The sequence below is a fragment of the Lactobacillus iners genome, assembly GCF_011058775.1.
Taxonomy (GTDB): domain Bacteria; phylum Bacillota; class Bacilli; order Lactobacillales; family Lactobacillaceae; genus Lactobacillus; species Lactobacillus iners.
Window position 1 is genome coordinate 529,009 of record NZ_CP049230.1, and the last position, 25,924, is coordinate 554,932.

The following is a 25,924-nucleotide window of genomic DNA, read 5'->3' on the forward strand; positions in this document are numbered from 1 at the left end:
GATCTTTTGTGAAAAAAAGAAAAATACCAATGCGAAAAGATTTGATTACTAATACAATGATGCCCAAAAAAGAGCTTGTTCGTATTGTGGTTGATAAAGAAAAGAATATCTTTGTTGATCCTACTGGTAAAAAAGCTGGGCGTGGTGCATATGTTTCATTAGAACCTGAAAAGATTCAGCAGGCCAAAAAAAGAAGAGTTCTTGAAAATAGTTTAGGTATCAAGATTTCAGATGAATTTTATGATGAATTATATGCTTATGTAGAACATCAGAGAGCAAGAAAAGAATTATTTGGTGATAAATAGATTGAATAATAAAGCTTTAAATATGCTGGGATTAGCCCAAAAGGCAGGAAAAATGGTTGGCGGCTATGATGCAACTAATATAGCTATTTTAAATAAAAAAGCAATATTAGTATTTATAGCAAGTGATATTAGTAATAATACTAAGGAAAAAGTATTATTTGTATGCCAAAAAAATAATATAAATGTGTGTCGGCAATTCAGCACTGCTGAATTATCCCACATTATGGGCAAAAATAGAAAAATATTAGCTGTAACTGATAGTGGTTTTGCCAAAGCAATTATGAAAAAAATAAATGAAGGAGAGTGATTTGATGACTAGGATTAGGTTATATGAATTGGCTAAAGAATTAGGCATCGAAAATAAATTTATTGTGGAAAAGGCTAGAGAGTTAGGATTTGATGTGAAAAGTCATATGTCTTCATTAACTGATGATCAAATTAATAAGATACGTGAATTGTACAAAAATAAATCTGATAAAAAGAGACCAAATAAAAGTAAGATAAAAGTATCTGTAGGTGCATTACGTCGTACCAATGGTAATGAAGATAATAATAAAAAGAAAAAAAAGGCTGATTTAACTAAAAATACAAACTCTCCAAAAGAAAAAGTAAATAATCCAAAACCAGCAGCACGCGATTTATTAAATAAATTGCAGAAAAAACAAAGACAAGAATCTGTAGCATTAGAAGAGCAAGTTAAGCGTTCAAAAAAGCAATGGCATGAGGAACAAATCAAAAAAGTTGATGCGACTGAAAATAAGATGCCAGTTGAAGGTGCAGAGGCTGTGAGAGCTAGAGTAAAAGTTGCCAAGAAAGTTGCTGGTCCAAAAATTATAAAATTATCTCCTGCTCGTCAAAAGGCTGATAACGAAGCTAAAAATGATCAAGTTAAACATAGTAATGCTAAACGTGATTTTAGACCAAGACAGGCAAAAGCAACTAAAAGTATGGATATTTCAGCAGTTATTTCTGATAGTCCAGTGCCACCAGAAGAGAACCGTAAATTGCGTAATAAAGAATATGGTAAAACTGGGCGTAAGAAGCAACGTGATGATGATGCTGATTTTGAAAGAAGTGAGCAATCTGATAAAGCTAGACGTCGTAAGAATAGAAAAGTCAAGGGTCAACAACAAGTTGATTTAATAAAAAAACAACCAACACAAAGAAAAGATCGTCCATTACCAGAAATATTAGTTTTTGAAGAGGGTATGAATGCTCAGGATTTAGGTAAATTACTTCATCGTGAACCAGCAGAAATTGTCAAAAAATTGTTCATGTTGGGTATCATGACTAATCAAAATCAATCTTTGAGTAAAGATACTATTGAATTACTTGCTGCAGAATATGGTATTGAATCCAAAGAAAAAGTTCATGAAGATATATCAGATATTGATAATCTATATGAGCATGAAATGGAAGTATCAAAAAAATCGCAAAACTTGGTAAAAAGACCACCAGTTGTTACTATTATGGGACATGTTGACCATGGTAAGACTACTTTACTTGATAGATTGCGTAACACCAATGTTTCTGCACATGAAGCTGGTGGTATTACACAAAAAATTGGTGCATATCAAGTTAAATTGGATGATCGTTTAATTACATTCTTGGATACTCCAGGTCATGCAGCATTTTCAAATATGCGTGCCCGTGGTGCTGAAGTTACTGATATTGTTGTTTTAGTAGTTGCTGCAGACGATGGAGTTATGCCACAAACCGTAGAAGCAATAGATCACGCTAAGAGTGCAGGTGTACCTATTATTGTAGCGGTTAATAAGATAGATAAACCAGGTGCTAATCCCGATCATGTTATGGAGCAATTGATGAAATATGGACTTGTACCAGAAGATTGGGGTGGAGATACAATTTTCGTTAAAATTTCTGCTAAATCTGGTGAAAATGTTGATGATTTGTTACAAATGATTCTATTGCAAGCTGATATGATGGAATTACAAGCAGATCCTAACCAAAAAGCTATAGGTACTGTTATTGAAGCACGATTATCTAAGGGAAGAGGCCCCGTAGCTGACGTTTTAGTTCAACAAGGTACTTTGAATATAGGTGATCCAATCGTTATTGGTGATACATTTGGACGTGTACGTGTTATGACCAATGATAAGGGTCGCAGAGTAAAAAAGGCAACGCCATCAACACCTGTAGAGATTACAGGCTTGAGTGATGTGCCAGAAGCTGCAGATAAGTTGGTAGTATTTGAAGATGAAAAGACTGCTAGAAGTGTTGGTGAACAAAGAGCTAGAAATTCACTAGAAAAACAACGTGAAAATACACAGCATGTAACTTTAGATAATTTGTTTGACACTATGAAGAAAGAAAATATGAAGGAAGTAGGTATTGTATTAAAGGCAGATGTACAAGGATCTACTGAAGCTTTACAACAATCATTGGAAAAAATTGATGTTGAAGGAGTTCGTGTTAATATTATTCACGCAGGTGTTGGAGCAATTAATGAATCTGATGTAACTTTAGCTAGTGCATCTAATGCATTTATCATTGGATTCAATGTGAGACCTACAGCTACTGCTAGAAGTCAAGCGGATAATGAAGGATTGGATATTCGTCTTTATAATATAATTTATAAAGCAATAGATGATGTTGAAGCAGCTATGAAGGGAATGCTTGAACCTACTTATGAAGAGAAAGTGGTTGGTAGTTTAACTGTTCGTGAAACTTGGAAAGTTTCTAAAGTAGGTACAATTGCAGGAGCATTGGTCGATAGCGGTTATATTACTAAGGATTCTGGCGTACGTGTTATTCGCGATGGTATTGTTAAATATGATGGTAAAGTAGCATCTCTGAAACGATTTAAAGACGATGTTAAAGAAGTAAAACAAGGATTTGAATGTGGAATTACTATCGAAAACTTTAATGATATTAAAATCGATGATCAACTGGAAGCATATGAGATGCAAGAGGTTCCAGTTAAATAAATTAGTTTGATAAATTATAAAAGGAGCTTATAAATGAAGCATAGAATAGGTCGTGTTGAAGGAGAAATTTTACGTGAATTAACTAAGATCTTACGTAAAGAAATTAGCGATCCAAGATTAAGAGAAATTTCTATTACAGCTGTTGAGTGTACTAATGACTTTTCTTATGCTACTATTTACTATAGTTTATTAACAGATAATTCTGTGAGAGAAGAAGAAGTATCACAAGGGCTAGAAAAAGCAAAAGGATTAATGAGGCATTTGTTAAGTAATAATTTAACCTTATTTAAAGTACCTGAATTGATTTTTAAACGTGATAATTCTGTTGCATATGGTAGTAAAATTGATCAATTGATTAAGCAAGTGCAAGAACAAGATAAAAAAAGATAATATTTGTTTTAAAAAAGACGCCCATTGGACGTCTTTTAGTGTAAGGAGATATATTTATATATGCTAAATGGGATTATTGTATTAAATAAGCCACGTGGAGTAACAAGTAGTGACTGCGTTTATAAATTACGAAAACTATTAAAAATAAAGAAAATAGGGCATGCTGGGACGCTAGATCCAGAGGTAAATGGTGTTTTACCTATTGCAGTTGGGCAGGCAACTAAATTAATAGAAAAAATGCATGAAAAAGATAAAAAATATATAGGTGTAGGCTTATTAGGTTTTGCTACCGATAGTTATGACGTAACTGGTAAGAAAATAGCAGAGAAAAAAATCATAACTCCCTTCTCGGATGAAGAGATTCAATCTGGGATGAAAAAATTAGTTGGTGATATTTCTCAGATGCCTCCCATATATTCTGCAGTCAAAGTCAATGGCAAAAGATTATATGAATATGCTAGGGAAAATATTGAAGTACAGCGTCCAATGAGAGATGTAACAGTAAAGAGCTATAATTTAGTTAATACTTCTACTTATGATTGTGAAAAGCAGCAACAAACGTTTGATTTTTCTGTTACATGCTCTAAAGGAACTTATGTTAGGTCATTAGTAAATGATTTAGGTGTTATATTGGATGTACCTGCAGTTATGGTTAAATTAACGCGAATTGCTAGTTCTGGCTATAATATTACAGATGCAGTAACATTAGAAGATATTAGCAGACAAATAGATCAACCTCAGTTTTGGTTACAGCCTATTGACAGTTTTTTTGATAATGTAGAGCATTTTGTTTTGAATTCAGAACAATATGACCAGGTTAGAAATGGAGCAGCTTTGAAAATAAATGCCTCCAGCAATGAAGTAGCATTAGTTTATAGCGGTAAAATTAAGGCCATATATGAAAAGAAACTAAATGTTTATAAACCACAATTAATGCTTTTACAAAATGATTAATAAGAAGGTTAGAGATATTGGAAACGATATTATTGGATAATCCTATTGATAGTAGAAAGATTTGTTCAAATGCTGTTGTAGTACTAGGTTTTTTTGATGGAGTACATATTGCACATCAAAAAATAATTTTTAAGGCTAGAAAAATTGCTGATGATAAACAAGTTCCTTTAGTTGTTTTGACATTTGATAAACATCCTAAAGAATTGTATCTAGATGATAAAAATTTTAAATATATCGATACCCTGAGTGAAAAAACGGCAAAAATGCGAAAATTTAACGTAGATTTATTAGTGGTAATGAAATTTAATGAATCTATGTGTAGATTAAAACCAGCTGATTTTATTGATAATGTAATTCTGATGTTTAATCCCAGTGTCGTTGTAGTTGGGTATGATTATACATACGGTCCACAAAAAATTGCCAATATTCAGACTTTGTTGACCTACTCTAAAGGAAAATTTGATTTGGTGATAGAGCCTGAGGCAACATTTAAGGGTGAAAAAATTGGTTCTACAGAAATAAAGGAAGCAATATCTCATGGCAATGTAAAATTGGCAGCTGATTTATTGGGTTGTCCATATAGCATGTCAGGTGTGGTAGTTCATGGTTTTCATCGTGGACATATGTTGGGCTTTCCTACCGCTAATTTATGCATTAATTGTAAAAAAATACTGCCTTATAATGGTGTGTATGCAACACAAACGTTAATAAAAGGTAAATTATATAATTCTATGACATCTGTGGGTTATAATGACACTTTTAATAATAGTAAAAAAACAATAGAGACTTATATATTCGACTTTTGCGAAGATATATATGACGAAAAAATAATTTTATATTGGTATGAATTTATCCGAGATAATATTAAATTTAATGATATTAATTCGCTAATTAATCAATTAAATATAGATAAAACAAATATACAGCGATATTTCGACAAAAAATAACAAAAAATGATTTGAATTTTAAGTAGCTAATAAATTTAAATCATTTTTTTTATAATCTCTTGCAAAAATTCGATTAAAAGAGTAACATAAAGAAGTTGTCTGAATGATTACATTTCAGATGACATAAAAATTGAAAAAAGTAGTTGAAAAACACTTTTCAATCATGTATAATTTTTAAATGTCGTCACGGATAAGACGTGAGCGGCAGGTTTATGAGAAAAAAGTTCTTTACAAACAGAACTAAGTATGATAAACTAAACAAGCACTAGATGTGCGTAGTACCTTGAAAACTGAACAAAGTTTCGCTAATTGTGTGCGGGGGTAAGACCCCAAACAAAAGCGAAGTCAATTTCGCAAGCAATAAATTTGAGATAACAAATCAAACAAATCGAAAATGAGCTAGAACAGTTCAATTTAAAAATAAATTGAGAGTTTGATCCTGGCTCAGGACGAACGCTGGCGGCGTGCCTAATACATGCAAGTCGAGCGAGTCTGCCTTGAAGATCGGAGTGCTTGCACTCTGTGAAACAAGATACAGGCTAGCGGCGGACGGGTGAGTAACACGTGGGTAACCTGCCCAAGAGATCGGGATAACACCTGGAAACAGATGCTAATACCGGATAACAACAGATGATGCCTATCAACTGTTTAAAAGATGGTTCTGCTATCACTCTTGGATGGACCTGCGGTGCATTAGCTAGTTGGTAGGGTAACGGCCTACCAAGGCGATGATGCATAGCCGAGTTGAGAGACTGATCGGCCACATTGGGACTGAGACACGGCCCAAACTCCTACGGGAGGCAGCAGTAGGGAATCTTCCACAATGGACGCAAGTCTGATGGAGCAACGCCGCGTGAGTGAAGAAGGGTTTCGGCTCGTAAAGCTCTGTTGTTGGTGAAGAAGGACAGGGGTAGTAACTGACCTTTGTTTGACGGTAATCAATTAGAAAGTCACGGCTAACTACGTGCCAGCAGCCGCGGTAATACGTAGGTGGCAAGCGTTGTCCGGATTTATTGGGCGTAAAGCGAGTGCAGGCGGCTCGATAAGTCTGATGTGAAAGCCTTCGGCTCAACCGGAGAATTGCATCAGAAACTGTCGAGCTTGAGTACAGAAGAGGAGAGTGGAACTCCATGTGTAGCGGTGAAATGCGTAGATATATGGAAGAACACCGGTGGCGAAGGCGGCTCTCTGGTCTGTTACTGACGCTGAGGCTCGAAAGCATGGGTAGCGAACAGGATTAGATACCCTGGTAGTCCATGCCGTAAACGATGAGTGCTAAGTGTTGGGAGGTTTCCGCCTCTCAGTGCTGCAGCTAACGCATTAAGCACTCCGCCTGGGGAGTACGACCGCAAGGTTGAAACTCAAAGGAATTGACGGGGGCCCGCACAAGCGGTGGAGCATGTGGTTTAATTCGAAGCAACGCGAAGAACCTTACCAGGTCTTGACATCCATAGCCAGTCTAAGAGATTAGATGTTCCCTTCGGGGACTATGAGACAGGTGGTGCATGGCTGTCGTCAGCTCGTGTCGTGAGATGTTGGGTTAAGTCCCGCAACGAGCGCAACCCTTGTCATTAGTTGCCAGCATTAAGTTGGGCACTCTAATGAGACTGCCGGTGACAAACCGGAGGAAGGTGGGGATGACGTCAAGTCATCATGCCCCTTATGACCTGGGCTACACACGTGCTACAATGGACGGTACAACGAGAAGCGACCCTGTGAAGGCAAGCGGATCTCTGAAAGCCGTTCTCAGTTCGGATTGCAGGCTGCAACTCGCCTGCATGAAGCTGGAATCGCTAGTAATCGCAAATCAGCACGTTGCGGTGAATACGTTCCCGGGCCTTGTACACACCGCCCGTCACACCATGAGAGTCTGTAACGCCCGAAGCCGGCGGGATAACCGAAAGGAGTCAGCCGTCTAAGGCGGGACAGATGATTAGGGTGAAGTCGTAACAAGGTAGCCGTAGGAGAACCTGCGGCTGGATCACCTCCTTTCTAAGGAAGGCGAAAGTATCTGGAGAGCAGAGATGCTAAGAGAAGGATATGAGAAGCCAAGCGGAAAGCACACAAAGAAACTTTGTTTAGTTTTGAGGGCAATAAGCACTCAAGAGTTAGGACATTGAAAACTGAATATAATCAAAGCAAAAACCGAGACAATCAAAGAACAGATTGAAAAAAGAGCGACCGAGAAGAGAGAAGCTCAACTTGAATAGGTCAAGTAGAGAAGGGCGCACGGTGAATGCCTAGGCACTGGAAGCCGATGAAGGACGTGACAAACGACGAAATGCTTCGGGGAGCGGTAAGTACGCAGAGATCCGGAGATATCCGAATGGGGGAACCCGGCACCGCGAGGTGTCACCTTGAATGTGAATAGATAGCATTAAGGAGGAAGACGCAGTGAACTGAAACATCTAAGTAGCTGCAGGAAGAGAAAGAAAGATCGATTTCCCAAGTAGCGGCGAGCGAACAGGAAAGAGCCCAAACCTAATGGCTTGCCATTAGGGGTAGAAGGACTGTAAAAAGCCGAATGGAAGGATAGCAGAATTATCTGGGAAGATAAGCCAAAGAGGGTGAGAGCCCCGTAAGCGAAATCCGGAAACGAGGTGAGCAGGATCCTGAGTAGGTCGGGACACGAGGAATCCCGATTGAATCCGCGAGGACCATCTCGCAAGGCTAAATACTAACCAGTGACCGATAGTGAACCAGTACCGTGAGGGAAAGGTGAAAAGAACCCCGGGAGGGGAGTGAAAGAGAACCTGAAACCGTGTGCCTACAAGTAGTCAGAGCACGTTAAAGTGTGATGGCGTGCCTTTTGTAGAATGAACCGGCGAGTTGCGTTGTGGTGCAAGGTTAAGTCAGAAAAGACGGAGCCGAAGCGAAAGCGAGTCTGAAGAGGGCGAGATAGTATCATGACGCAGACCCGAAACCAAGTGACCTACCCATGACCAGGTTGAAGGCGTGGTAAAACACGCTGGAGGACCGAACCCACGCAAGTTGAAAATTGCGGGGATGAGTTGTGGGTAGCGGTGAAATTCCAAACGAACTTGGAGATAGCTGGTTCTCTCCGAAATAGCTTTAGGGCTAGCCTCGTGTGAATGATAATGGAGGTAGAGCACTGTTTGGACTAGGGGCCCGTCAGGGGTTACTGAATCCAGATAAACTCCGAATGCCAGATATCAATGCACGGGAGTCAGACTGCGAGTGATAAGATCCGTAGTCGAAAGGGAAACAGCCCAGATCACCGGTTAAGGTCCCAAAATCTATGCTAAGTGGAAAAGGATGTGGAGTTGCACAGACAACTAGGATGTTGGCTCAGAAGCAGCCACCATTTAAAGAGTGCGTAATAGCTCACTAGTCGAGTGACGCTGCGCCGAAAATTTACCGGGGCTAAGCATAGTACCGAAACCGTGGATGCAGTTAGCTGCGTGGTAGGAGAGCGTTCTAAAGGCGGAGAAGGCAGATCGAAAGGACTGTTGGAGCGTTTAGAAGTGAGAATGCCGGTATAAGTAGCGAAAGACAGGTGAGAATCCTGTCCGCCGAAAGACTAAGGTTTCCTGGGGCAGGCTCGTCCGCCCAGGGTAAGTCGGGACCTAAGGTAAGGCCGAGAGGCGTAGCCGATGGACAACAGGTAGATATTCCTGTACTATTCGTAATCGATAAGAGCGAAGGAGGGACGCAGGAGGCTAATGACGCATGGAGATGGAATCATGTGTAAGCGTTAAGGAAGGATGCGAGTCAAATGCTTGTAGCCAATTTTGAGACGTGATGCGGAGTGAAATCAAAGTAGCGAAGGTCATGAAGTCACACTGCCAAGAAAAGCTTCTAGCCAGAGAGCGAGTACCCGTACCGCAAACCGACACAGGTAGTCGAGGAGAGAATCCTCAGGTGAGCGAGAGAACTCTCGTTAAGGAACTCGGCAAAATAACCCCGTAACTTAGGGAGAAGGGGTGCTGAAGAGAAATCAGCCGCAGTGAAGAGGCCCAAACAACTGTTTATCAAAAACACAGGTATCTGCAAAATCGTAAGATGACGTATAGGTACTGACACCTGCCCGGTGCTGGAAGGTTAAGAGGATAGCTTAGCGAAAGCGAAGGTTAGAATTGAAGCCCCAGTAAACGGCGGCCGTAACTATAACGGTCCTAAGGTAGCGAAATTCCTTGTCGGGTAAGTTCCGACCTGCACGAAAGGTGTAATGATTTGGGCACTGTCTCAACGAGAGACTCGGTGAAATTATAATACCCGTGAAGATGCGGGTTACCCGCGACAGGACGGAAAGACCCCATGGAGCTTTACTGTAGCTTGATATTGAGTATTTGTTAAACATGTACAGGATAGGTAGGAGCCAGAGAAGATAGGACGCCAGTTTTATCAGAGGCAATGTTGGGATACTACCCTTGTTTGATGGATCCTCTAACTCGTCACACTAAGCGTGTGAGAGGACAGTGTCAGGTGGGCAGTTTGACTGGGGCGGTCGCCTCCTAAAGAGTAACGGAGGCGCCCAAAGGTTCCCTCAGAATGGTTGGAAATCATTCGCAGAGTGTAAAGGTAGAAGGGAGCTTGACTGCGAGAGAGACAACTCGAGCAGGTACGAAAGTAGGGCTTAGTGATCTGGTGGTACTGCATGGAAAGGCCATCACTCAACGGATAAAAGCTACCCTGGGGATAACAGGCTTATCTCCCCCAAGAGTTCACATCGACGGGGAGGTTTGGCACCTCGATGTCGGCTCGTCGCATCCTGGGGCTGAAGTCGGTCCCAAGGGTTGGGCTGTTCGCCCATTAAAGCGGCACGCGAGCTGGGTTCAGAACGTCGTGAGACAGTTCGGTCCCTATCCGTCGTGGGCGTAGGAAATTTGAGAGGAGCTGTCCTTAGTACGAGAGGACCGGGATGGACATACCGCTGGTGTACCAGTTGTCTTGCCAAAGGCACCGCTGGGTAGCTATGTATGGAAGGGATAAGCGCTGAAAGCATCTAAGTGCGAAGCCCCCCTCAAGATGAGATTTCCGAAGCGAAAGCAGTAAGACACCTTAGAGACGATGAGGTAGATAGGCCGGGAGTGGAAGAGCAGTGATGCTTGGAGCGGACCGGTACTAATAAGTCGAGAACTTGACCAAAGAGAGCTCGGAAGAAGCAGAGATTATATTCAGTTTTGAGTGTAAAAGCTCAAGGAAGAGTACGGTGGCGAAAGCAAGAAGGAAACACCTGTTCCCATGTCGAACACAGAAGTTAAGGTTCTTAACGCCGAGAGTAGTTGGTGGGAAACTGCCTGCGAGGGTAGGACGTTGCCGTGCAATGGAGGATTAGCTCAGCTGGGAGAGCATCTGCCTTACAAGCAGGAGGTCACAGGTTCGAGCCCTGTATCCTCCATCGAGTCGTTAGCTCAGTTGGTAGAGCATCTGACTTTTAATCAGAGGGTCGGCAGTTCGAGCCTGCCACGACTCATTAGACCCAAGTTTTGCGGGTGTGGCGGAATTGGCAGACGCGCTAGATTTAGGTTCTAGTGTCTCCGGACGTATGAGTTCAAGTCTCATCACCCGTATTCTGTGAGTAAACAGAAAAAAAGAATAGGAAGCCGATTTAGCTCAGTTGGCTAGAGCACCTGTCTTGTAAACAGGGGGTCGAAGGTTCGAATCCTTTAATCGGCATAATGCGGAAGTAGTTCAGTGGTAGAACATCACCTTGCCATGGTGGGGGTCGCGGGTTCGAATCCCGTCTTCCGCTTATCATTATAATGCCGGGGTGGCGGAACTGGCAGACGCACAGGACTTAAAATCCTGCGGTTGGTGACAACCGTACCGGTTCGATTCCGGTCCTCGGCATATAATGATGCACCCTTAGCGCAACTGGATAGAGTGTCTGACTACGAATCAGAAGGTTGAAGGTTCAAATCCTTCAGGGTGCACCATAACGGGAAATGGCTCAGCTTGGTAGAGCACCTGGTTTGGGACCAGGGGGTCGCAGGTTCGAATCCTGTTTTCCCGATTGTAACAAGGTTACAAGGAAATGAATGGCGGTGTAGCTCAGCTGGCTAGAGCGTCCGGTTCATACCCGGGAGGTCGAGGGTTCGATCCCCCCCGCCGCTATAAAAGGTAAGTTGGACCTTTAGCTCAGTTGGTTAGAGCAGACGGCTCATAACCGTCGGGTCGTAGGTTCGAGTCCTACAAGGTCCATAGAGATCTTTGTTTTTTTTATAAAAAGGTAAATATCGCGGGATGGAGCAGTCTGGTAGCTCGTCGGGCTCATAACCCGAAGGTCATAGGTTCAAATCCTGTTCCCGCAATTGGTCCCTTGGTGTAGGGGTTATCACGCCTCCCTGTCACGGAGGAGATCACCGGTCCGAATCCGGTAGGGACCGTAGAATGGCTCGGTAGCTCAGTTGGTAGAGCAAAGGATTGAAGCTCCTTGTGTCGGCGGTTCGATTCCGTCCCGCGCCATTTATAGGAAAAAGCGGGTATAGTTTAGTGGTAAAATGAAAGCCTTCCAAGCTTTAGTCGCGAGTCCGATTCTCGTTACCCGCTTAAAATGGGCCTATAGCTCAGCTGGTTAGAGCGCACGCCTGATAAGCGTGAGGTCGATGGTTCAAGTCCATTTAGGCCCATTGGAGATTTACTCAAGAGGCTGAAGAGGCGCCCCTGCTAAGGGTGTAGGTTGGCTAAGGCTGGCGCGAGGGTTCGAATCTCTCAATCTCCGTAGTTAAAGCAAATAATTGTAGTATATCAACATTTATAGTATAAAAAAGCACTTTTTGGCTAACAAAGTGCTTTTTTATTTACAGATCTAATTTTTTAAGTGCGTCAATTGCATCATCCTGGTTCTTTTTTGTGATGTGTGTGTAAATATCTAAAGTAATTCTTATATCAGAGTGACCCAATAGCATTTGTACTGTTTTAGGTTTTACGATAAAGTATTAAAATCGCTTTTAATTGTTTTTGATAATTGATATTTGTTTTATTTGCAGTAGCTTCTTTAACGTTGTTTTTGTAGATAAAGCGTATCTTTCAGCTTCTAAAGATCACTATGGTGAAGGAACAGAGCAAGTTCATATGATTATTAAACATTGCAAGTCGGCTAGGGATGTGTCAAAATACAACTATAATGAACAAGAAGTTATTTTCCCTAGGAATACCAAATTTAGGATAGTTAAAACCTATGAACAAAATGGAATTATGACTGTAGTTATGCTGGAGGAATAATAAAATGGAAGAACAGAAACAAAAGCCGTTTTCTGCTAAAAGATGGCATGAAGATGCATCACCAGATCAGATATTCGGGCGAATCAAATCCAAGAAAAGGCTCGAAAAAAATAAAAGAGAAATGAAAAAATTTTTACGTATTCAAAAAAAATTATTTGAAGAAAGAGAAAGACTAGCAAAACAACAAGATAAACAAAATTAAACCTAGAAAGGCTATTGATAAATTTCTTAGTACCTCAGTTACTACTAAGGGAGTGTTTGGTAGTAACCATAATATTGCAATTATAGTTCCTAAAGGCACATTAGGAGCTTACGTTGAAGTATTAAGCTGGGGAAAATTCAAAAAGTAAAGAGAATTCTTGTTTAATACAGGGCTAGAGTTAGAAAAATTAGAATATGATGGTCTGTATATTCTGAAATGCGTCAACCAGAAAATGAAGAACAACGAAAGCTAGCAGAAGAACGAAGAAGAAAATTAAAAGAAGTTCTTAAAATATTACAAGAGCAAGATAACTAACCGCCAACCTAAAGTAAGGCGATTTTATTTTGCACAAAATTAAGTAGTTAGGGTTAGGGGACATGTGTACATTATATAGAATTAAAATATGGTTTATTCAAACATTCTGCTGTGTACACGAATACATAGTTTCATTAAACATAAATATTAGGTAAAATAATTATATAAAGGAGCTCACTTTTTAGTTTTTTTGCCCAAAAAAGATAGCTAGAAGTATATTTAGTCAAAATATATATTTTTTAAAAAATATATATAACATCTTTATTTTTATATTTTTCTTTTAAAGAATATGTCGTATAATATTAATTAATTATAATAATATGAGGGGTTAAATTATGATTAAAGCAATAAAAGTAACGGAGAAGAGCGTGATTTTAGGATTTCCTGACGGAACAGCCAAAGAAGTTCCTATTTCGGATTTTGATTGCTCTGTTCATGTTGGTGATGAATTTGAAATGTATGAAATGGGCGATAAGAAGATATTTTCTAAAAAAACACCTAAAACTTCTAATTTATCAGATAAAGTTAGTGACTTTACTAACAAAATTTCAAATGATGAAGGGGTGCAAGGATTTATAGATAATATAGTTAAATACGATGTCAATAATTTATTTGACAAGATATTGCTCGCTATATTTTCAGTGTTGGGCTTAAATATTATTTATATTTTATATATGAGTTCACAATACAAAGCAAGTATATATTCTATGTTAAGTTATTTATCAAATCTTAGTAGTGCATTTGCATTTCAAAATTTTGTAGTATTTTGTGCTATTGCTGCACTTGTAATTAAATTTTCGGAGCTAAAAGATGGAAACAAGTGGAAAAAAGCAACATTTGTTTTTCCAGCAGTTACAGTTGTAGTTACAGTACTTATGCACGTAGTTTGTCATAAAATATTCAGCATATTAGGTGGAAAGTATTCTTTTAGTAGTTTAATATCTACTTTTACTAATTATGCAGATGTTGAAAATAGTGGAAAAATGTTGGCAGTATTTTTATTTATTGTTTTGATATTGACCATTGTTTCCATTGTTACTTTGTTTATGAATTTAAGTAAAACTAAAAATAATAAATAATAATAATTTATGTATTAGTTATATATGTAATAAAACTGACCTTCAGCCATTCTTGAGCGGTCAGTTTTTTATATTGTAAAATTTTTGATATTTATGACACACTATTTGGATGTTGACTTAGTTTAACAGCAATTAGTAATCCTTGTTAAATAATTTTTGAAAAAATTGAATACTTTACTTGAAAAAATGCTAAAATCTAGTATTATATTAATTGTTAGCACAATAACATCTTGAGTGCTAATTAAAAGGGGGGATCAGATGTTAACCGAACGCCAAGAATTGATTTTAGAGACTATCATTAATGATTTTACGCAGACGCATGAACCGGTAGGATCAAAAACGGTGATGTTACAATTACCTATCAAGGTTTCTAGTGCAACAATTAGAAATGAAATGGTTGTATTAGAAGATTTTGGATTTTTGGAAAAAACACATTCTTCTAGCGGTAGGGTACCGTCTGCTTCCGGATATAGATATTATTTAGATTATTTGGTAGATCCTATAGAAATTTCAGATTCTGTATATCACCAAATTATTAAGCAATTGGATCAACCTTTTCATCAAGTAAATGAAATTATTGAAGAGGCGACAAAAATTTTATCTGATTTGACTAATTATACAGCATTTGCTGCAGGTCCTGAAAATATTGATATTTATATTACTGGGTTTAGGATTGTTCCATTGTCTGCCAACAGGGTGATGGCCATTTTAGTTACTGATGATGGAAATGTTCAAAATCAGATATATACTTTGCCCCATCATACTTCGGGTGACGAAGTTGAAAAAGCCGTTGCTTTAATTAATAAGCAGTTAATTGGTAAATCTTTAACTGATGTGAATAGTGGCTGTTTAAATCAAATTGCTAAAGAGTTAGTTTCTCGTGGCTCTGCTACAATATTTTTAGATCTTCTTCAAGACGTTATAAAAGATGCAGCTAGTGAGCAAATGTATGTAAATGGTCAAATAAATTTGTTAAATAATTCTGGGATTAATGATCTTAATAAATTACGATCGCTTTATCAGTTGATAGATCAAAAACAATTAATGTCAGATTTTATTGGATTTGATACTAATCAGATTATAAATCATAATTCACATACTAATGTTAGAGTCCATTTAGGTTCTGAGATGCCATCAAAGTTATTAGAAGATTGCAGTTTATTGACTGTCGATTATAGTGTTGGCAAACATGGTACAGGGACGATAGCATTGTTAGGTCCAAGTAATATGCCATATTCGCAGATGATAGGCTTACTTGAATATTTTAGAAACGAGTTAGCTAATAAGTTATTGGAGTATTATGGTGATTTTAAGTGAGGAGGTAAGTTGTGAAAGAACATAAAGATAATTCAGCGGATAGTAAAAAAGAAAAAAATAATACCAAACCAAAAACGTCTTCTAATAAAGAAGATGTAAGCAAATACACTAAAAAGATCCAAGAGCTGGAGTTAAAAAATCAGGAATTGGAAGATAAATATCTACGTAGTGAAGCAGAAATTCAAAATGCACAAAATCGCTATTCCAAGGAGCGTGCACAGTTGATAAAGTATGAGTCACAAAGTATAGCTAAAGATATTCTTCCTGCATTGGATAATCTTGAGCGTGCATTAATGGTCGAAAGTGATAGCGATGTGACTGTTCAGTTAAAAAAGGGAGTTCAAATGACATTAGATGCGTTGATTAAAGCGTTAAGTGATCATGGAATATCAGAAATTAAAGCTGATGGTGAAAAATTTGATCCAAAATTACATCAAGCTGTTCAAACTGTTGATGCAGTGAAAGATCAGGAACCTGATCATGTTGTACAAGTATTGCAAAAAGGATACTTGTACAAAGATAGAACTTTAAGACCTGCTATGGTAGTTGTAACAAAATAAGAGAGGAAGTTAATTTATGTCAAAAGTTATCGGAATAGATTTAGGAACTACTAATTCAGCTGTAGCTGTGTTGGAAGGAAAAGAACCTAAGATTATTACTAATCCTGAAGGTAATCGTACTACACCATCAGTTGTTGCTTTTAAGAATGGTGAAATTCAAGTTGGTGAAGTAGCTAAAAGACAAGCAATAACTAATCCAAATACTATTTCTTCAATTAAACGTCATATGGGTGAAGAAGGATATAAAGTTAAGGTAGATGGTAAGGAATATACTCCACAAGAAATATCAGCAATGATTTTGCAATATATCAAAAAGTTTGCTGAAGATTATCTAGGTGAACCAGTAAAGGATGCTGTAATTACTGTTCCTGCTTACTTTAACGATGCTCAAAGACAAGCTACTAAAGATGCTGGAAAAATTGCTGGATTAAATGTTCAAAGAATTATTAATGAACCAACTGCAAGTTCATTAGCATATGGATTAGATAAAGATGAAAAAGATGAAAAGATCTTAGTATATGATCTTGGTGGTGGTACGTTTGACGTCTCTGTGTTAGAGTTAGGCGACGGCGTTTTCCAAGTTTTGTCTACAAATGGTGATACTAACCTTGGTGGTGATGACTTTGATAATGCCATTATCGATTGGTTAATTGAAAACTTTAAGAAGGAAAATGGTGTTGATTTATCATCCGATAAGATGGCTTTACAACGTTTGAAAGATGCTGCAGAAAAGGCTAAAAAAGATTTATCAGGTATTTCATCTACACATATTTCATTGCCATTTATTTCAGCTGGAGAATCAGGTCCATTGCATTTAGAAGCTGATTTAAGTAGAGCTAAGTTTGACGAATTGACACATGATTTAGTTGCTAGAACTAAGATACCATTTGACAATGCATTGAAGGATGCAGGCTTATCAGTTTCGGATATCGATAAAGTAATTTTAAATGGTGGTTCAACTCGTATTCCAGCAGTTCAAGAAGCTGTTAAGCAATGGGCTGGGAAGGATCCTGATCATTCTATTAATCCTGATGAAGCTGTTGCTTTGGGTGCTGCCGTTCAGGGTGGTGTAATAACTGGTGATGTTAAAGATATTGTGTTGCTTGATGTTACGCCTTTGTCTCTTGGTATAGAAACTATGGGTGGTGTATTTACTAAGTTAATTGATAAAAACACTACTATTCCAACTTCAAAGAGTCAAATCTTCTCCACAGCTGCAGATAATCAACCTGCCGTTGATGTTCATGTTCTACAAGGTGAACGTCCTATGGCAGCAGATAATAAGACTTTAGGAAGATTCCAATTAACTGATATTCCTGCTGCACCACGTGGTGTTCCACAAATTCAAGTAACGTTTGATATTGATAAGAATGGTATCGTTAATGTGTCTGCTAAAGATATGGGTACTGGTAAAGAGCAAAAGATAACTATTAAGAGTTCTACTGGATTATCTGATGAAGAAATTAAACGCATGCAAAAAGAAGCAGAAGAACATGCAGAAGAAGATAAAAAGAAAAAGGAAGAAGCAGATTTACGTAATGAAGTAGATCAAGTTATCTTTAGTACTAATAAGACATTGGAAGAAGTAAAAGGTAAACTTAGTGACAATGATATTAAACCGGTTGAAGATGCATTAGAAGCTTTGAAGAAAGCTCAAAAAGATAATGACCTTGTAGCAATGAAGGAAAAGAAAGATGCTTTGTCAAAGGTTGCACAAGATTTAGCAGTTAAGTTGTATCAAAAACAAAATACCCAAGGTCAATCTGGTACTAAAGAAAATGGTAATGGTAATGATAAAGGTACGGATGGTAATGGTAATTCAACGGTAGATGGTGACTTCCACAAGGTTGATCCTGATAAATAGTTGTCGATTATAAAGAAAAGAACTGCCATGTTGTAGTTCTTTTCTTTTGATAGTTAAGGAGTAATTAAATGTCACAACGTGATTATTATGATATTTTAGGGGTTGATAAAACTGCTAGTGATGCTGAAATTAATAAAGCGTATCGAAAATTAGCTAAAAAATATCATCCTGATATAAACCATGAACAGGGTGCGGAAGAAAAATATAAAGAAGTTAACGAAGCATATGAAGTTTTGCATGATAAGCAAAAAAGAGCTCAATATGATCAATTTGGACATGCTGGTGTTAATGGACAAAGTGGTTTCGGCGGTGGCACTCAGTATAGTGATTTTAGTGGCTTTGATGGTTTTGGCGATATCTTTGGTGATCTCTTTGGTGGTGGTACAGGTAGACGACATGTAGATCCTACTGCACCGCAACGTGGTCAAGATTTGGATTATACGCTTACAATTGACTTTATGGATGCTATTAGAGGCAAGAAAACAAATATTACATATACTAGAAGTGAAATATGTTCATCTTGTCATGGTAATGGAGCAGAAAAAGGTACACATCCAATTACTTGTTCAAAATGTAAAGGAATGGGTGTTATAAATATTACTCGTCAAACTCCATTTGGCATTATTAGACAGCAAGCTAGTTGTGATCAATGTGGAGGAAAAGGATTAATTATTAAACATCCATGTAATACTTGCCATGGCAAGGGATGCATAGATAAAGAACAAACTTTGCAGGTTGATATTCCAGCTGGTATTGATAATGGGCAACAAATTAGGCTAAGTGAACAAGGTGAAGCTGGTAAAAATGGTGGCACGTATGGTGATTTATATATTGTGTTTAAAGTAAAACCAAGTGCTGAATTTACACGTAGAGGCACAACAATTTATTCTGAAGCCAAGATTTCCTTTGCACAAGCTACTTTGGGTGATTATATTCAAGTTGATACCGTTCATGGTAAGGTTTCATTAAAAATACCTGCAGGTACACAACCAAATACAAGATTTAAATTGCGTGGTGAAGGTGTTCCTCGCTTGAATGGTAAGGGTAATGGTGATCAGGAAGTTCTGATTAATATTGTGATACCAAAAGAAATTAATGATAAGCAAAAAGAAGCCCTTGTTGATTTTGTTAAAGCTGGTGGTGGAAGTATTACACCTCAGGAAAAAAATTTCTTTGAAAGATTGAAAGATAAGTTATCATAAAGTTTTTTAAGATAGTAACTGAGATACAGTATTAAATTTTAAGGTTTGATTTTGATATTAAATAATCAGAATCAGACCTTTTGTAGTTAAAGGTGAAGTTTGTTATCTAAGACTATTATTTATTTTAATTAATGTTTTTATTTGTTATAATAATTTCCTAGTGATAGAAAGAATTAAACGGGTGAATACATGGATCTTGATAAATTGAAAGAATATCAAAAGCATATTAGAAATTTTTCCATTGTGGCACATATTGATCATGGAAAATCGACCATTGCTGATAGAATTTTAGAACTAACAGATACTGTTAGTGAACGCCAAATGAAAAATCAATTGTTAGATGATATGCCATTAGAGCGACAACGTGGTATTACCATTAAGCTAAATTCTGTTGAAGTTAAATATTGTGCTAAGGATGGAGAAACTTATTTTTTTCATTTAATTGATACGCCAGGACATGTAGATTTTTCATATGAAGTTTCGCGATCACTTGTAGCATGTGAAGGTGCATTATTAATTGTTGATGCATCCCAAGGTGTACAGGCTCAAACTTTAGCTAATACATATTTAGCAATGGATAGTGATTTGGAAATCTTGCCAGTTATAAATAAAATCGATTTGCCTTCAGCTGATCCAGATATGTGTAAGGATGAAATAGAAGAAATGTTGGGATTGGATGCCACTGAAGCTGTTGAAGTTTCAGGCAAAACTGGTATAGGAATCCCTGATTTGTTGGAAAGAATTGTTCAAGATATACCAGCTCCTTCAGGTGATTTAAAGGCACCGTTAAAAGCACTTATCTTTGATTCAAAATATGATGATTATCGTGGAGTTGTATTATCTGTAAGAATAGAAGATGGAATTGTAAAGCCAGGTGATAAGATTAGGATTATGAATACTGGCAAGGATTTTGAAGTTACTGAAGTCGGTGTTTCTAGTCCATATCCTGTAAAAAAGGAAATGTTGGTTGCTGGTGATGTAGGCTATATTACTGCCAATATTAAGTCAGTACGTGAAACGCGAGTAGGTGATACTATTACTAGTAGTTGCAATCCTACGGCTACACCATTACCAGGTTATAGACAAATTCCACCTATGGTATATTCAGGTATGTATCCAGTTGATAATCAAAAATATGATGATTTAAAGGAAGCATTGCAAAAATTGCAATTGAATGATGCTGCATTAGAATTTGAGCCTGAAACTTCACAAGCACTAGGATTTGGTTTTAGATGTGGTTTTTTGGGATTATTGCATATGGATGTTGTTCAAGAGAGATTAGAGCAGGAATTCGGGATGCAATTGATTATGACGGCACCTAGTGTAGATTATCATGCGATTATGAATGATGGATCTGTAAAGTTGATAGATAATCCTTCAGATTTACCTGATGCGGGTGAATATCAAGATGTTCAAGAACCATTTGTGAAGGCGGAAATTATGGTTCCAAATGATTTTGTGGGTGCGGTTATGGAATTATGTCAAAAAAAACATGGCGAGTTTCAGACTATGGATTATCTAGATAAGTTTAGGGTTAATGTTATTTATAAAATGCCATTAGCTGATATAATTTATGATTTCTTTGATGATTTGAAATCTTTCACAAAAGGTTATGCGTCCTTAGATTATGAAATTATAGGCTATCGATCGACAAATTTAGTAAAAATAGATATGTTATTAAATCATGAACCAGTAGATGCATTGAGTTTTATTGCACATAATGATGAAGCACAAACCAGAGCACGACAAATGACGAGTATGTTAAAGAAACTTATTCCTCGTCAAAATTTTGAAGTTGATGTTCAAGGTGCTATTGGTGCTAAGATTATTTCTAGAGCAACTATTAAACCTTATCGTAAAGATGTTACATGGAAGATTCATACTGGAGATCCAGATCGAAGAGCCAAGTTGTTAGAAAAACAACGCAAGGGTAAAAAAAGAATGAAAGCTATTGGACGAGTAGAAGTTCCCCAAGATGCATTTATGGCTGTATTGAAAATGGATGATGACGATATAAAAGGAAAATAAGATGGCAGATAAAAAAACACGTAGAAATATAAATTTACGTTATATTTTAGCATTTATTTGTTTTATTGTAGGTCTAGCTTTAATTTTTAGTCCACAAATAACATCATTTATTGCCAAACAGTCCCAAAATGAAGTATTGCATAATCTTAATAAGGATAAGATTAGAGAGAATGAGAAATCTAAAGGTCAATTTGATTTTTCCAAGGTTAAAAGTATTGATTTTGCCCAGGTTACTAAATCTCGGATCAAAAATAATGCTAAAGCAGTGGGTGCTATTGCAATTCCAAGTGTCCATATGTATTTACCAATTCTAAAAGGATTAAGTAATGATTCATTATCTACAGGTGGTGGCACTATGCGTCCAGATCAAAAAATGGGTCATGGTAATTATCCATTAGCTGGTCATTACATGACTGCTAATGGTAGCCTCTTTTCACCATTAGAATCAGTAAAAAAGGGCAAATTAATATATTTAACAGATTTAAAAAAAGTTTATATTTATAAAATATATATGAAGAAAAAAGTTCCACCTACTGCTGTATGGTTAGTGGATGATACTAGAAAAAATATAGTTACATTAATAACGTGTGCTGATTGGGGAGCTAATCGATGGGCTATCAGAGGGTCTTTAATAAAAACAGTTAAAGCTACTGATGAAAAATTGAGGATATTTAAGTTACGACAATGATATGGAAGAAAAAACAAGCAGAATCTTTAGATAAAGATTTAATTGCAAAGTATAAATTAAGTCCTATACAAGCTAAATTATTTGCGATTAGAGGCATCAATACTGATCAACAATTAGATTTTTGGTTAAATGCCGATGAAAGTAAATTAGCTGATCCATTTTTAATGCATGATATGGAAAAGACAGTCGATAGAATTAATCAGGCTATCGATAAGGGTGAAAAAATTACAGTATATGGCGATTATGATGCTGATGGTATTACTGCGACAAGTATTATGGTCGAAACTTTGAGTATCTTAGGAGCTGATGTTGATTTTTTTATTCCAAATAGGTTTGATGATGGATATGGACCTAGTTTGGAACGTTATCAGGAATTGGTAAGTAATGGTACTAAGTTGATAATTACAGTAGATAATGGCGTAACAGGAATTGAAGAAGTGAATTATGCCAAAAAATGTGGGGTAGATACTATTGTGACTGATCACCATATTTTTCAAGATGAAATTCCTGATGCATATGCAATAGTTCATTGTAATTATCCTAATCAAGATTACCCATTTGATGATTATTGTGGTGCTGGTGTAGCATATACTATTTGTCGTGCACTAATGACTGATAATATGTCTGAGTTATTGGATTTAGCTATGATAGGTACCATAGGTGATATGGTTAAAGTATCTGGTGAAGGTCATATAATAGTTAAGCAAGGGCTTGAAATTTTAAATAATACTCAAAGGCCAGGATTACGTGCATTGATCAAAAATGCAGGATTAGAGTTGGGATCTATTGATGCTAGTGATGTTGGATTTGCTATTTGTCCTAGAATTAATGCTGTAGGTAGGTTAGCAGATGCAAATTTAGCGGTAAATCTTTTGCTGTGTGATGACGAAGAAGAAGCTGAAAAATTGGCATCAATAGTTGAAAAATTGAATGATAAACGTAAACAATTAACTCAGGAAATATTTGAGATATGTGAAAAGCAAATTCAGCAATATGGATGGCAATCTAAAAAGACATTAGTTTTATACGATCATAATTTTCACGAAGGAGTATTGGGCTTAGTAACTAATAAAATAGCGGAAAAATATCATAAACCGACTATTATTCTAACTGAAGCCGATAATGGTGAATTAAAAGGATCAGGTCGGTCTGTTGTAGGATTCAATCTATTCAATGCACTTATAAAACTTAAAGGTACAGTTTTAACAAAATTTGGTGGTCATGAGTTTGCATGTGGTCTTTCATTAAAAAAAGATTCTTTAGTAAAATTGCGTGATTGTTTTGAGAGTTCTTTTCAGCCTGTTGCTACTAGTGAACTCGTAAAAATGTATGATGATGAGTTAAATCTTAACGATTTGACATTGGATACTTACCGTCAAATGGTTAAAGTAGGTCCTTTTGGAACGGATAATCCAGAACCTGTTTTTTCTATAACTAATCCACATATATCTAAGTTAATTAAAATAGGCCAGAATAAAAATCATATTAAAATGTGTGTGAGCAACTTTTCCAATGAGCTTGATTTAATAGGATTTGATAGGAGCTACTTAGATACAAATATATTGCCATATGTTCATATGATTATGGTAACTTTAGGCATAAATAAGTGGAATAATAAAGCTAAATTACAGGGAATTATCAGCGATTTTATTTTTGCTGCTCCGCCATCGTTGACGAGTGTTAGAATTGTCGATTTACGTAATGAAAATTATATTATGGGCTTTGCAGATAGATATCTGCTTTTTGACAAAAATAGTATAGAAATAGCTAATAATATTGATAATATATCATCTGATAAAATTATTTTGGCAACTGATTATATGCAAAATAATGAGAGTGTTGTTTTTTTAGATACTCCTACAAGTAAAGAACAATTCGATAGGGTGCTTAACAATGATTTTAACAAAATATATTTACGTTTTTTGATTGATCCATATCCAATATCAAAATTACCAGATAGAGAATTATTTGAAAGTATATTCAACTATATTGTTAATCATCCAAATTTATCATTGTCTGATTATAAGCTAGTTGCTACATACTTAGGTATAAATTATGATTGTATCAAATTTGTTTTGCGTGTATTTTGGGAATTGAATTGGATTGATTATGATGTTAAAAATGAGCTAATTAAGGCTATAACTAGTCCTAAAGTTACTAAAATTACTGATTCTAAGTATTTCCAGGCGATTAGTCAACGATTGACATTTACAGATATGTTAAAAAACATGTCTTCAGATAGTTTGTTAAAATATATTAAGGATCATAATAGTAATTTATAATATGAATTTGTTAAAACAAAAAGTAGAATGTTATAATACTTTTACATATAGTGTGAGTAAATGTTATTGCATATAGGAAGTTGGTTTGTGATTTTATGGCAATTGATTTTAAAAAATATATAGCTAGTATTAAGGATTTTCCCAATGAAGGAATAATTTTTAGAGATATAACACCTATTTTACAAAATGGTACGGCTTATCGAGCTGCAACACATGAATTGGCAGAATTTGCTAAGAGCAAGGGTGCAGAAGTTATTGTAGGTCCTGAAGCTAGAGGTTTTATTGTAGGATGTCCTGTAGCAAATGAATTAGGTATTGGCTTTGTTCCAGCACGTAAACCACATAAATTACCTCGTGCAGTTAAAAAAGCTTCATATGACTTAGAGTATGGTTCTAATTCTTTGGAAATGCATATAGATGCAATTAAACCGGGTCAAAAAGTTGTGATTTGTGATGATTTGATGGCAACTGCGGGAACATTGCATGCAACTGTCAAATTAGTAAAAGAACTTGGTGGTGAAGTAGTAGGTGCAGCATTTTATGTTGAACTTGTTGATTTAAAAGGCGTAGAAAAATTTAGTGATATTGATATATATTCTTTAGTTAAATATCACGGCGAATAAATATTATTTCTAAGAATCTAAGTTTAATAAATGCTTAGATTTTTTTTTAGGAGGATTATTGAATTGACTAAGCTTGAACAGCCATATTTAGATTTATTACAAAAAATAATGTTGGAAGGGCATGATAAGTCTGATCGCACAGGTGTTGGCACACGCAGCATCTTTGGTGCACAAATGCATTTTGATCTGTCCGAGGGATTTCCTATAATTACCACAAAACATGTTCCTTTTGGTTTAATAAAAAGTGAATTGTTATGGTTTTTAAGGGGCGATACTAATATAAAATTTTTGTTGGAACACAAAAATCATATTTGGGATGAGTGGGCTTTTAAGAATTGGGTAAGTTCTACTGAATATAATGGCCCCGACATGACAAATTTTGGCTTGCGACAACAAACCGATGAATTGTTTAATATAAAATATCAAGAACAAATGAATATATTTACCGAGAAAATATTAAGTGATGCAACATTTTCCAAAAAATATGGTGATTTGGGTAATGTTTATGGTGCTCAATGGAGGCGTTGGCAAACTAGTAGGGGTGATACTATTGATCAGTTAGGTAATGTTATTGAACAAATTAAGACTAATCCAGATTCACGTCGCTTAATAGTTAGTGCATGGAATCCTGAAGATATTCCTAATGTTGCATTGCCACCATGCCATGTTTTATTTCAATTTTATGTTAATGATAATAAATTGAGTTTGCAGTTGTATCAGAGATCTGGTGACATGTTTTTAGGTGTTCCATTTAATATTGCAAGTTATTCTTTATTATTGAATTTGGTTGCTAGAGAAACTGGACTGGAATTAGGTGAATTTGTGCATACTTTGGGTGATGCACATATTTATAAGAATCATTTTGATCAGGTTAACAAGCAATTATCACGGAATGCATATGATTCTCCTACATTATGGCTTAATCCATTGAAACACAGAGTTTTAGATTTTGAAATGAAAGATATAAAGTTAATAGATTATAATCATCATGGGACTATTAAAGCACCAGTTGCAGTTTAATTGTGAGAGGTA

At 36.6% G+C, this 25,924-nt stretch carries 18 protein-coding genes, 16 tRNA genes, 3 rRNA genes and 1 pseudogene; 37 read left to right on the forward strand and 1 reads right to left on the reverse strand.

Going from position 1 to position 25,924, the window contains the following annotated elements:
- The first annotated feature begins 8 nt into the window (after window positions 1-8).
- From rnpM to G6Z82_RS02780, 25 genes are all read left to right on the forward strand, one after another.
- Window positions 9-305 (forward strand): RNase P modulator RnpM, encoded by a 297-nt coding sequence (rnpM, locus tag G6Z82_RS02660; RefSeq protein ID WP_006729140.1) that lies wholly within the window; start codon window positions 9-11, stop codon window positions 303-305.
- Window position 306: 1 nt separating this feature from the next.
- Window positions 307-612, forward strand: coding sequence for a L7Ae/L30e/S12e/Gadd45 family ribosomal protein (locus G6Z82_RS02665; RefSeq protein WP_006734288.1), 306 nt, complete (start codon window positions 307-309; stop codon window positions 610-612).
- Between the two features lie 4 nt (window positions 613-616).
- Window positions 617-3,253, forward strand: coding sequence for a translation initiation factor IF-2 (gene infB, locus G6Z82_RS02670; RefSeq protein ID WP_164785774.1), 2,637 nt, complete (start codon window positions 617-619; stop codon window positions 3,251-3,253).
- A gap of 33 nt (window positions 3,254-3,286) precedes the next feature.
- On the forward strand, window positions 3,287-3,643 hold the full coding sequence (locus tag G6Z82_RS02675; RefSeq protein ID WP_006731073.1) for a ribosome-binding factor A: 357 nt from the start codon (window positions 3,287-3,289) through the stop codon (window positions 3,641-3,643).
- A gap of 60 nt (window positions 3,644-3,703) precedes the next feature.
- Window positions 3,704-4,597 carry a tRNA pseudouridine(55) synthase TruB gene (gene truB / locus G6Z82_RS02680; RefSeq protein ID WP_164785775.1) on the forward strand — a complete coding sequence of 298 codons (894 nt, stop codon included), beginning with the start codon at window positions 3,704-3,706 and terminating at the stop codon, window positions 4,595-4,597.
- Window positions 4,598-4,614: 17 nt separating this feature from the next.
- Complete coding sequence (locus G6Z82_RS02685) at window positions 4,615-5,544, forward strand: bifunctional riboflavin kinase/FAD synthetase (protein ID WP_006731077.1); 930 nt, start codon at window positions 4,615-4,617, stop codon at window positions 5,542-5,544.
- Between the two features lie 421 nt (window positions 5,545-5,965).
- A 16S ribosomal RNA gene (locus tag G6Z82_RS02690) occupies window positions 5,966-7,536 on the forward strand.
- A 217-nt stretch (window positions 7,537-7,753) separates the two neighbouring features.
- A 23S ribosomal RNA gene (locus G6Z82_RS02695) occupies window positions 7,754-10,653 on the forward strand.
- Between the two features lie 60 nt (window positions 10,654-10,713).
- A 5S ribosomal RNA gene (rrf, locus tag G6Z82_RS02700) occupies window positions 10,714-10,830 on the forward strand.
- Together the 16S, 23S and 5S rRNA genes with 16 tRNA genes alongside form the textbook arrangement of a ribosomal RNA operon.
- Window positions 10,831-10,833: 3 nt before the next feature.
- Window positions 10,834-10,906, forward strand: a tRNA-Val gene (locus tag G6Z82_RS02705).
- Between the two features lie 2 nt (window positions 10,907-10,908).
- Window positions 10,909-10,981 (forward strand) — tRNA-Lys (locus G6Z82_RS02710).
- Between the two features lie 15 nt (window positions 10,982-10,996).
- Window positions 10,997-11,078: transfer RNA gene (locus tag G6Z82_RS02715), tRNA-Leu, on the forward strand.
- Window positions 11,079-11,110: 32 nt separating this feature from the next.
- Window positions 11,111-11,184 (forward strand) — tRNA-Thr (locus G6Z82_RS02720).
- 4 nt (window positions 11,185-11,188) lie between these two features.
- Window positions 11,189-11,260: transfer RNA gene (locus G6Z82_RS02725), tRNA-Gly, on the forward strand.
- 12 nt (window positions 11,261-11,272) lie between these two features.
- Window positions 11,273-11,358: transfer RNA gene (locus G6Z82_RS02730), tRNA-Leu, on the forward strand.
- A 9-nt stretch (window positions 11,359-11,367) separates the two neighbouring features.
- Window positions 11,368-11,444 (forward strand) — tRNA-Arg (locus G6Z82_RS02735).
- A gap of 3 nt (window positions 11,445-11,447) precedes the next feature.
- Window positions 11,448-11,521: transfer RNA gene (locus G6Z82_RS02740), tRNA-Pro, on the forward strand.
- Between the two features lie 27 nt (window positions 11,522-11,548).
- A tRNA-Met gene (locus G6Z82_RS02745) sits at window positions 11,549-11,622 on the forward strand.
- Window positions 11,623-11,635: 13 nt separating this feature from the next.
- Window positions 11,636-11,709 (forward strand) — tRNA-Ile (locus G6Z82_RS02750).
- Window positions 11,710-11,745: 36 nt separating this feature from the next.
- Window positions 11,746-11,819, forward strand: a tRNA-Met gene (locus G6Z82_RS02755).
- 2 nt (window positions 11,820-11,821) lie between these two features.
- Window positions 11,822-11,894 (forward strand) — tRNA-Asp (locus G6Z82_RS02760).
- A gap of 6 nt (window positions 11,895-11,900) precedes the next feature.
- A tRNA-Phe gene (locus G6Z82_RS02765) sits at window positions 11,901-11,973 on the forward strand.
- Window positions 11,974-11,986: 13 nt separating this feature from the next.
- Window positions 11,987-12,057 (forward strand) — tRNA-Gly (locus G6Z82_RS02770).
- Window positions 12,058-12,063: 6 nt separating this feature from the next.
- Window positions 12,064-12,137 (forward strand) — tRNA-Ile (locus G6Z82_RS02775).
- Window positions 12,138-12,139: 2 nt separating this feature from the next.
- A tRNA-Ser gene (locus G6Z82_RS02780) sits at window positions 12,140-12,229 on the forward strand.
- 79 nt (window positions 12,230-12,308) lie between these two features.
- Here the strand turns inward: G6Z82_RS02780 and G6Z82_RS06700 are convergent.
- Window positions 12,309-12,437 (reverse strand): annotated as a pseudogene (locus G6Z82_RS06700) (site-specific integrase); the annotation flags it as partial.
- 31 nt (window positions 12,438-12,468) lie between these two features.
- Here G6Z82_RS06700 and G6Z82_RS02785 point away from each other — a divergent pair.
- From G6Z82_RS02785 to G6Z82_RS02845, 12 genes are all read left to right on the forward strand, one after another.
- On the forward strand, window positions 12,469-12,732 hold the full coding sequence (locus tag G6Z82_RS02785; RefSeq protein WP_206528195.1) for a hypothetical protein: 264 nt from the start codon (window positions 12,469-12,471) through the stop codon (window positions 12,730-12,732).
- Window positions 12,733-12,736: 4 nt separating this feature from the next.
- On the forward strand, window positions 12,737-12,934 hold the full coding sequence (locus tag G6Z82_RS02790; protein WP_153611477.1) for a hypothetical protein: 198 nt from the start codon (window positions 12,737-12,739) through the stop codon (window positions 12,932-12,934).
- Between the two features lie 650 nt (window positions 12,935-13,584).
- Complete coding sequence (locus tag G6Z82_RS02800) at window positions 13,585-14,328, forward strand: hypothetical protein (protein WP_006735630.1); 744 nt, start codon at window positions 13,585-13,587, stop codon at window positions 14,326-14,328.
- 258 nt (window positions 14,329-14,586) lie between these two features.
- Window positions 14,587-15,645 (forward strand): heat-inducible transcriptional repressor HrcA, encoded by a 1,059-nt coding sequence (gene hrcA / locus G6Z82_RS02805; protein WP_006731688.1) that lies wholly within the window; start codon window positions 14,587-14,589, stop codon window positions 15,643-15,645.
- Window positions 15,646-15,656: 11 nt separating this feature from the next.
- Entirely contained in the window at window positions 15,657-16,205 is a 549-nt protein-coding gene (gene grpE, locus G6Z82_RS02810; protein ID WP_006733208.1) for a nucleotide exchange factor GrpE, read from the forward strand.
- Window positions 16,206-16,221: 16 nt separating this feature from the next.
- Entirely contained in the window at window positions 16,222-18,069 is a 1,848-nt protein-coding gene (gene dnaK, locus G6Z82_RS02815) for a molecular chaperone DnaK (RefSeq protein WP_006730040.1), read from the forward strand.
- A 68-nt stretch (window positions 18,070-18,137) separates the two neighbouring features.
- Window positions 18,138-19,271 carry a molecular chaperone DnaJ gene (gene dnaJ, locus G6Z82_RS02820; RefSeq protein ID WP_006736862.1) on the forward strand — a complete coding sequence of 378 codons (1,134 nt, stop codon included), beginning with the start codon at window positions 18,138-18,140 and terminating at the stop codon, window positions 19,269-19,271.
- A 189-nt stretch (window positions 19,272-19,460) separates the two neighbouring features.
- Window positions 19,461-21,299: a translation elongation factor 4 gene (lepA, locus tag G6Z82_RS02825; RefSeq protein ID WP_006731694.1), complete on the forward strand. Its 1,839-nt coding sequence runs from the start codon at window positions 19,461-19,463 to the stop codon at window positions 21,297-21,299.
- Window position 21,300: 1 nt separating this feature from the next.
- The gene (locus G6Z82_RS02830) at window positions 21,301-21,987 is read left to right on the forward strand and encodes a class A sortase (protein WP_006730037.1); all 687 of its coding nucleotides are present in this window, start codon (window positions 21,301-21,303) and stop codon (window positions 21,985-21,987) included.
- Window positions 21,984-24,269, forward strand: a complete 2,286-nt coding sequence (gene recJ / locus G6Z82_RS02835) for a single-stranded-DNA-specific exonuclease RecJ (RefSeq protein WP_164785776.1) — start codon at window positions 21,984-21,986, stop codon at window positions 24,267-24,269. Before G6Z82_RS02830 ends, recJ begins: the two co-directional genes overlap by 4 nt.
- Before the next feature lie 95 nt (window positions 24,270-24,364).
- Window positions 24,365-24,892: an adenine phosphoribosyltransferase gene (locus tag G6Z82_RS02840; RefSeq protein WP_006730035.1), complete on the forward strand. Its 528-nt coding sequence runs from the start codon at window positions 24,365-24,367 to the stop codon at window positions 24,890-24,892.
- Between the two features lie 63 nt (window positions 24,893-24,955).
- A complete protein-coding gene (locus tag G6Z82_RS02845; RefSeq protein ID WP_006731701.1) occupies window positions 24,956-25,912 on the forward strand; it encodes a thymidylate synthase in 957 nt (318 codons plus the stop codon).
- Window positions 25,913-25,924 lie beyond the last annotated feature (12 nt).

Bases quoted from the DNA above. Each gene is read 5' to 3' on its own strand.
- infB (WP_164785774.1), top strand. From the start codon at position 617: ATGACTAGGATTAGGTTATATGAATTGGCTAAAGAATTAGGCATCGAA.
- G6Z82_RS02675 (WP_006731073.1), top strand. From the start codon at position 3,287: ATGAAGCATAGAATAGGTCGTGTTGAAGGAGAAATTTTACGTGAATTA.
- truB (WP_164785775.1), top strand. From the start codon at position 3,704: ATGCTAAATGGGATTATTGTATTAAATAAGCCACGTGGAGTAACAAGT.
- G6Z82_RS02790 (WP_153611477.1), top strand. From the start codon at position 12,737: ATGGAAGAACAGAAACAAAAGCCGTTTTCTGCTAAAAGATGGCATGAA.
- G6Z82_RS02800 (WP_006735630.1), top strand. From the start codon at position 13,585: ATGATTAAAGCAATAAAAGTAACGGAGAAGAGCGTGATTTTAGGATTT.
- hrcA (WP_006731688.1), top strand. From the start codon at position 14,587: ATGTTAACCGAACGCCAAGAATTGATTTTAGAGACTATCATTAATGAT.
- dnaK (WP_006730040.1), top strand. From the start codon at position 16,222: ATGTCAAAAGTTATCGGAATAGATTTAGGAACTACTAATTCAGCTGTA.
- dnaJ (WP_006736862.1), top strand. From the start codon at position 18,138: ATGTCACAACGTGATTATTATGATATTTTAGGGGTTGATAAAACTGCT.
- lepA (WP_006731694.1), top strand. From the start codon at position 19,461: ATGGATCTTGATAAATTGAAAGAATATCAAAAGCATATTAGAAATTTT.
- G6Z82_RS02830 (WP_006730037.1), top strand. From the start codon at position 21,301: ATGGCAGATAAAAAAACACGTAGAAATATAAATTTACGTTATATTTTA.
- recJ (WP_164785776.1), top strand. From the start codon at position 21,984: ATGATATGGAAGAAAAAACAAGCAGAATCTTTAGATAAAGATTTAATT.
- G6Z82_RS02840 (WP_006730035.1), top strand. From the start codon at position 24,365: ATGGCAATTGATTTTAAAAAATATATAGCTAGTATTAAGGATTTTCCC.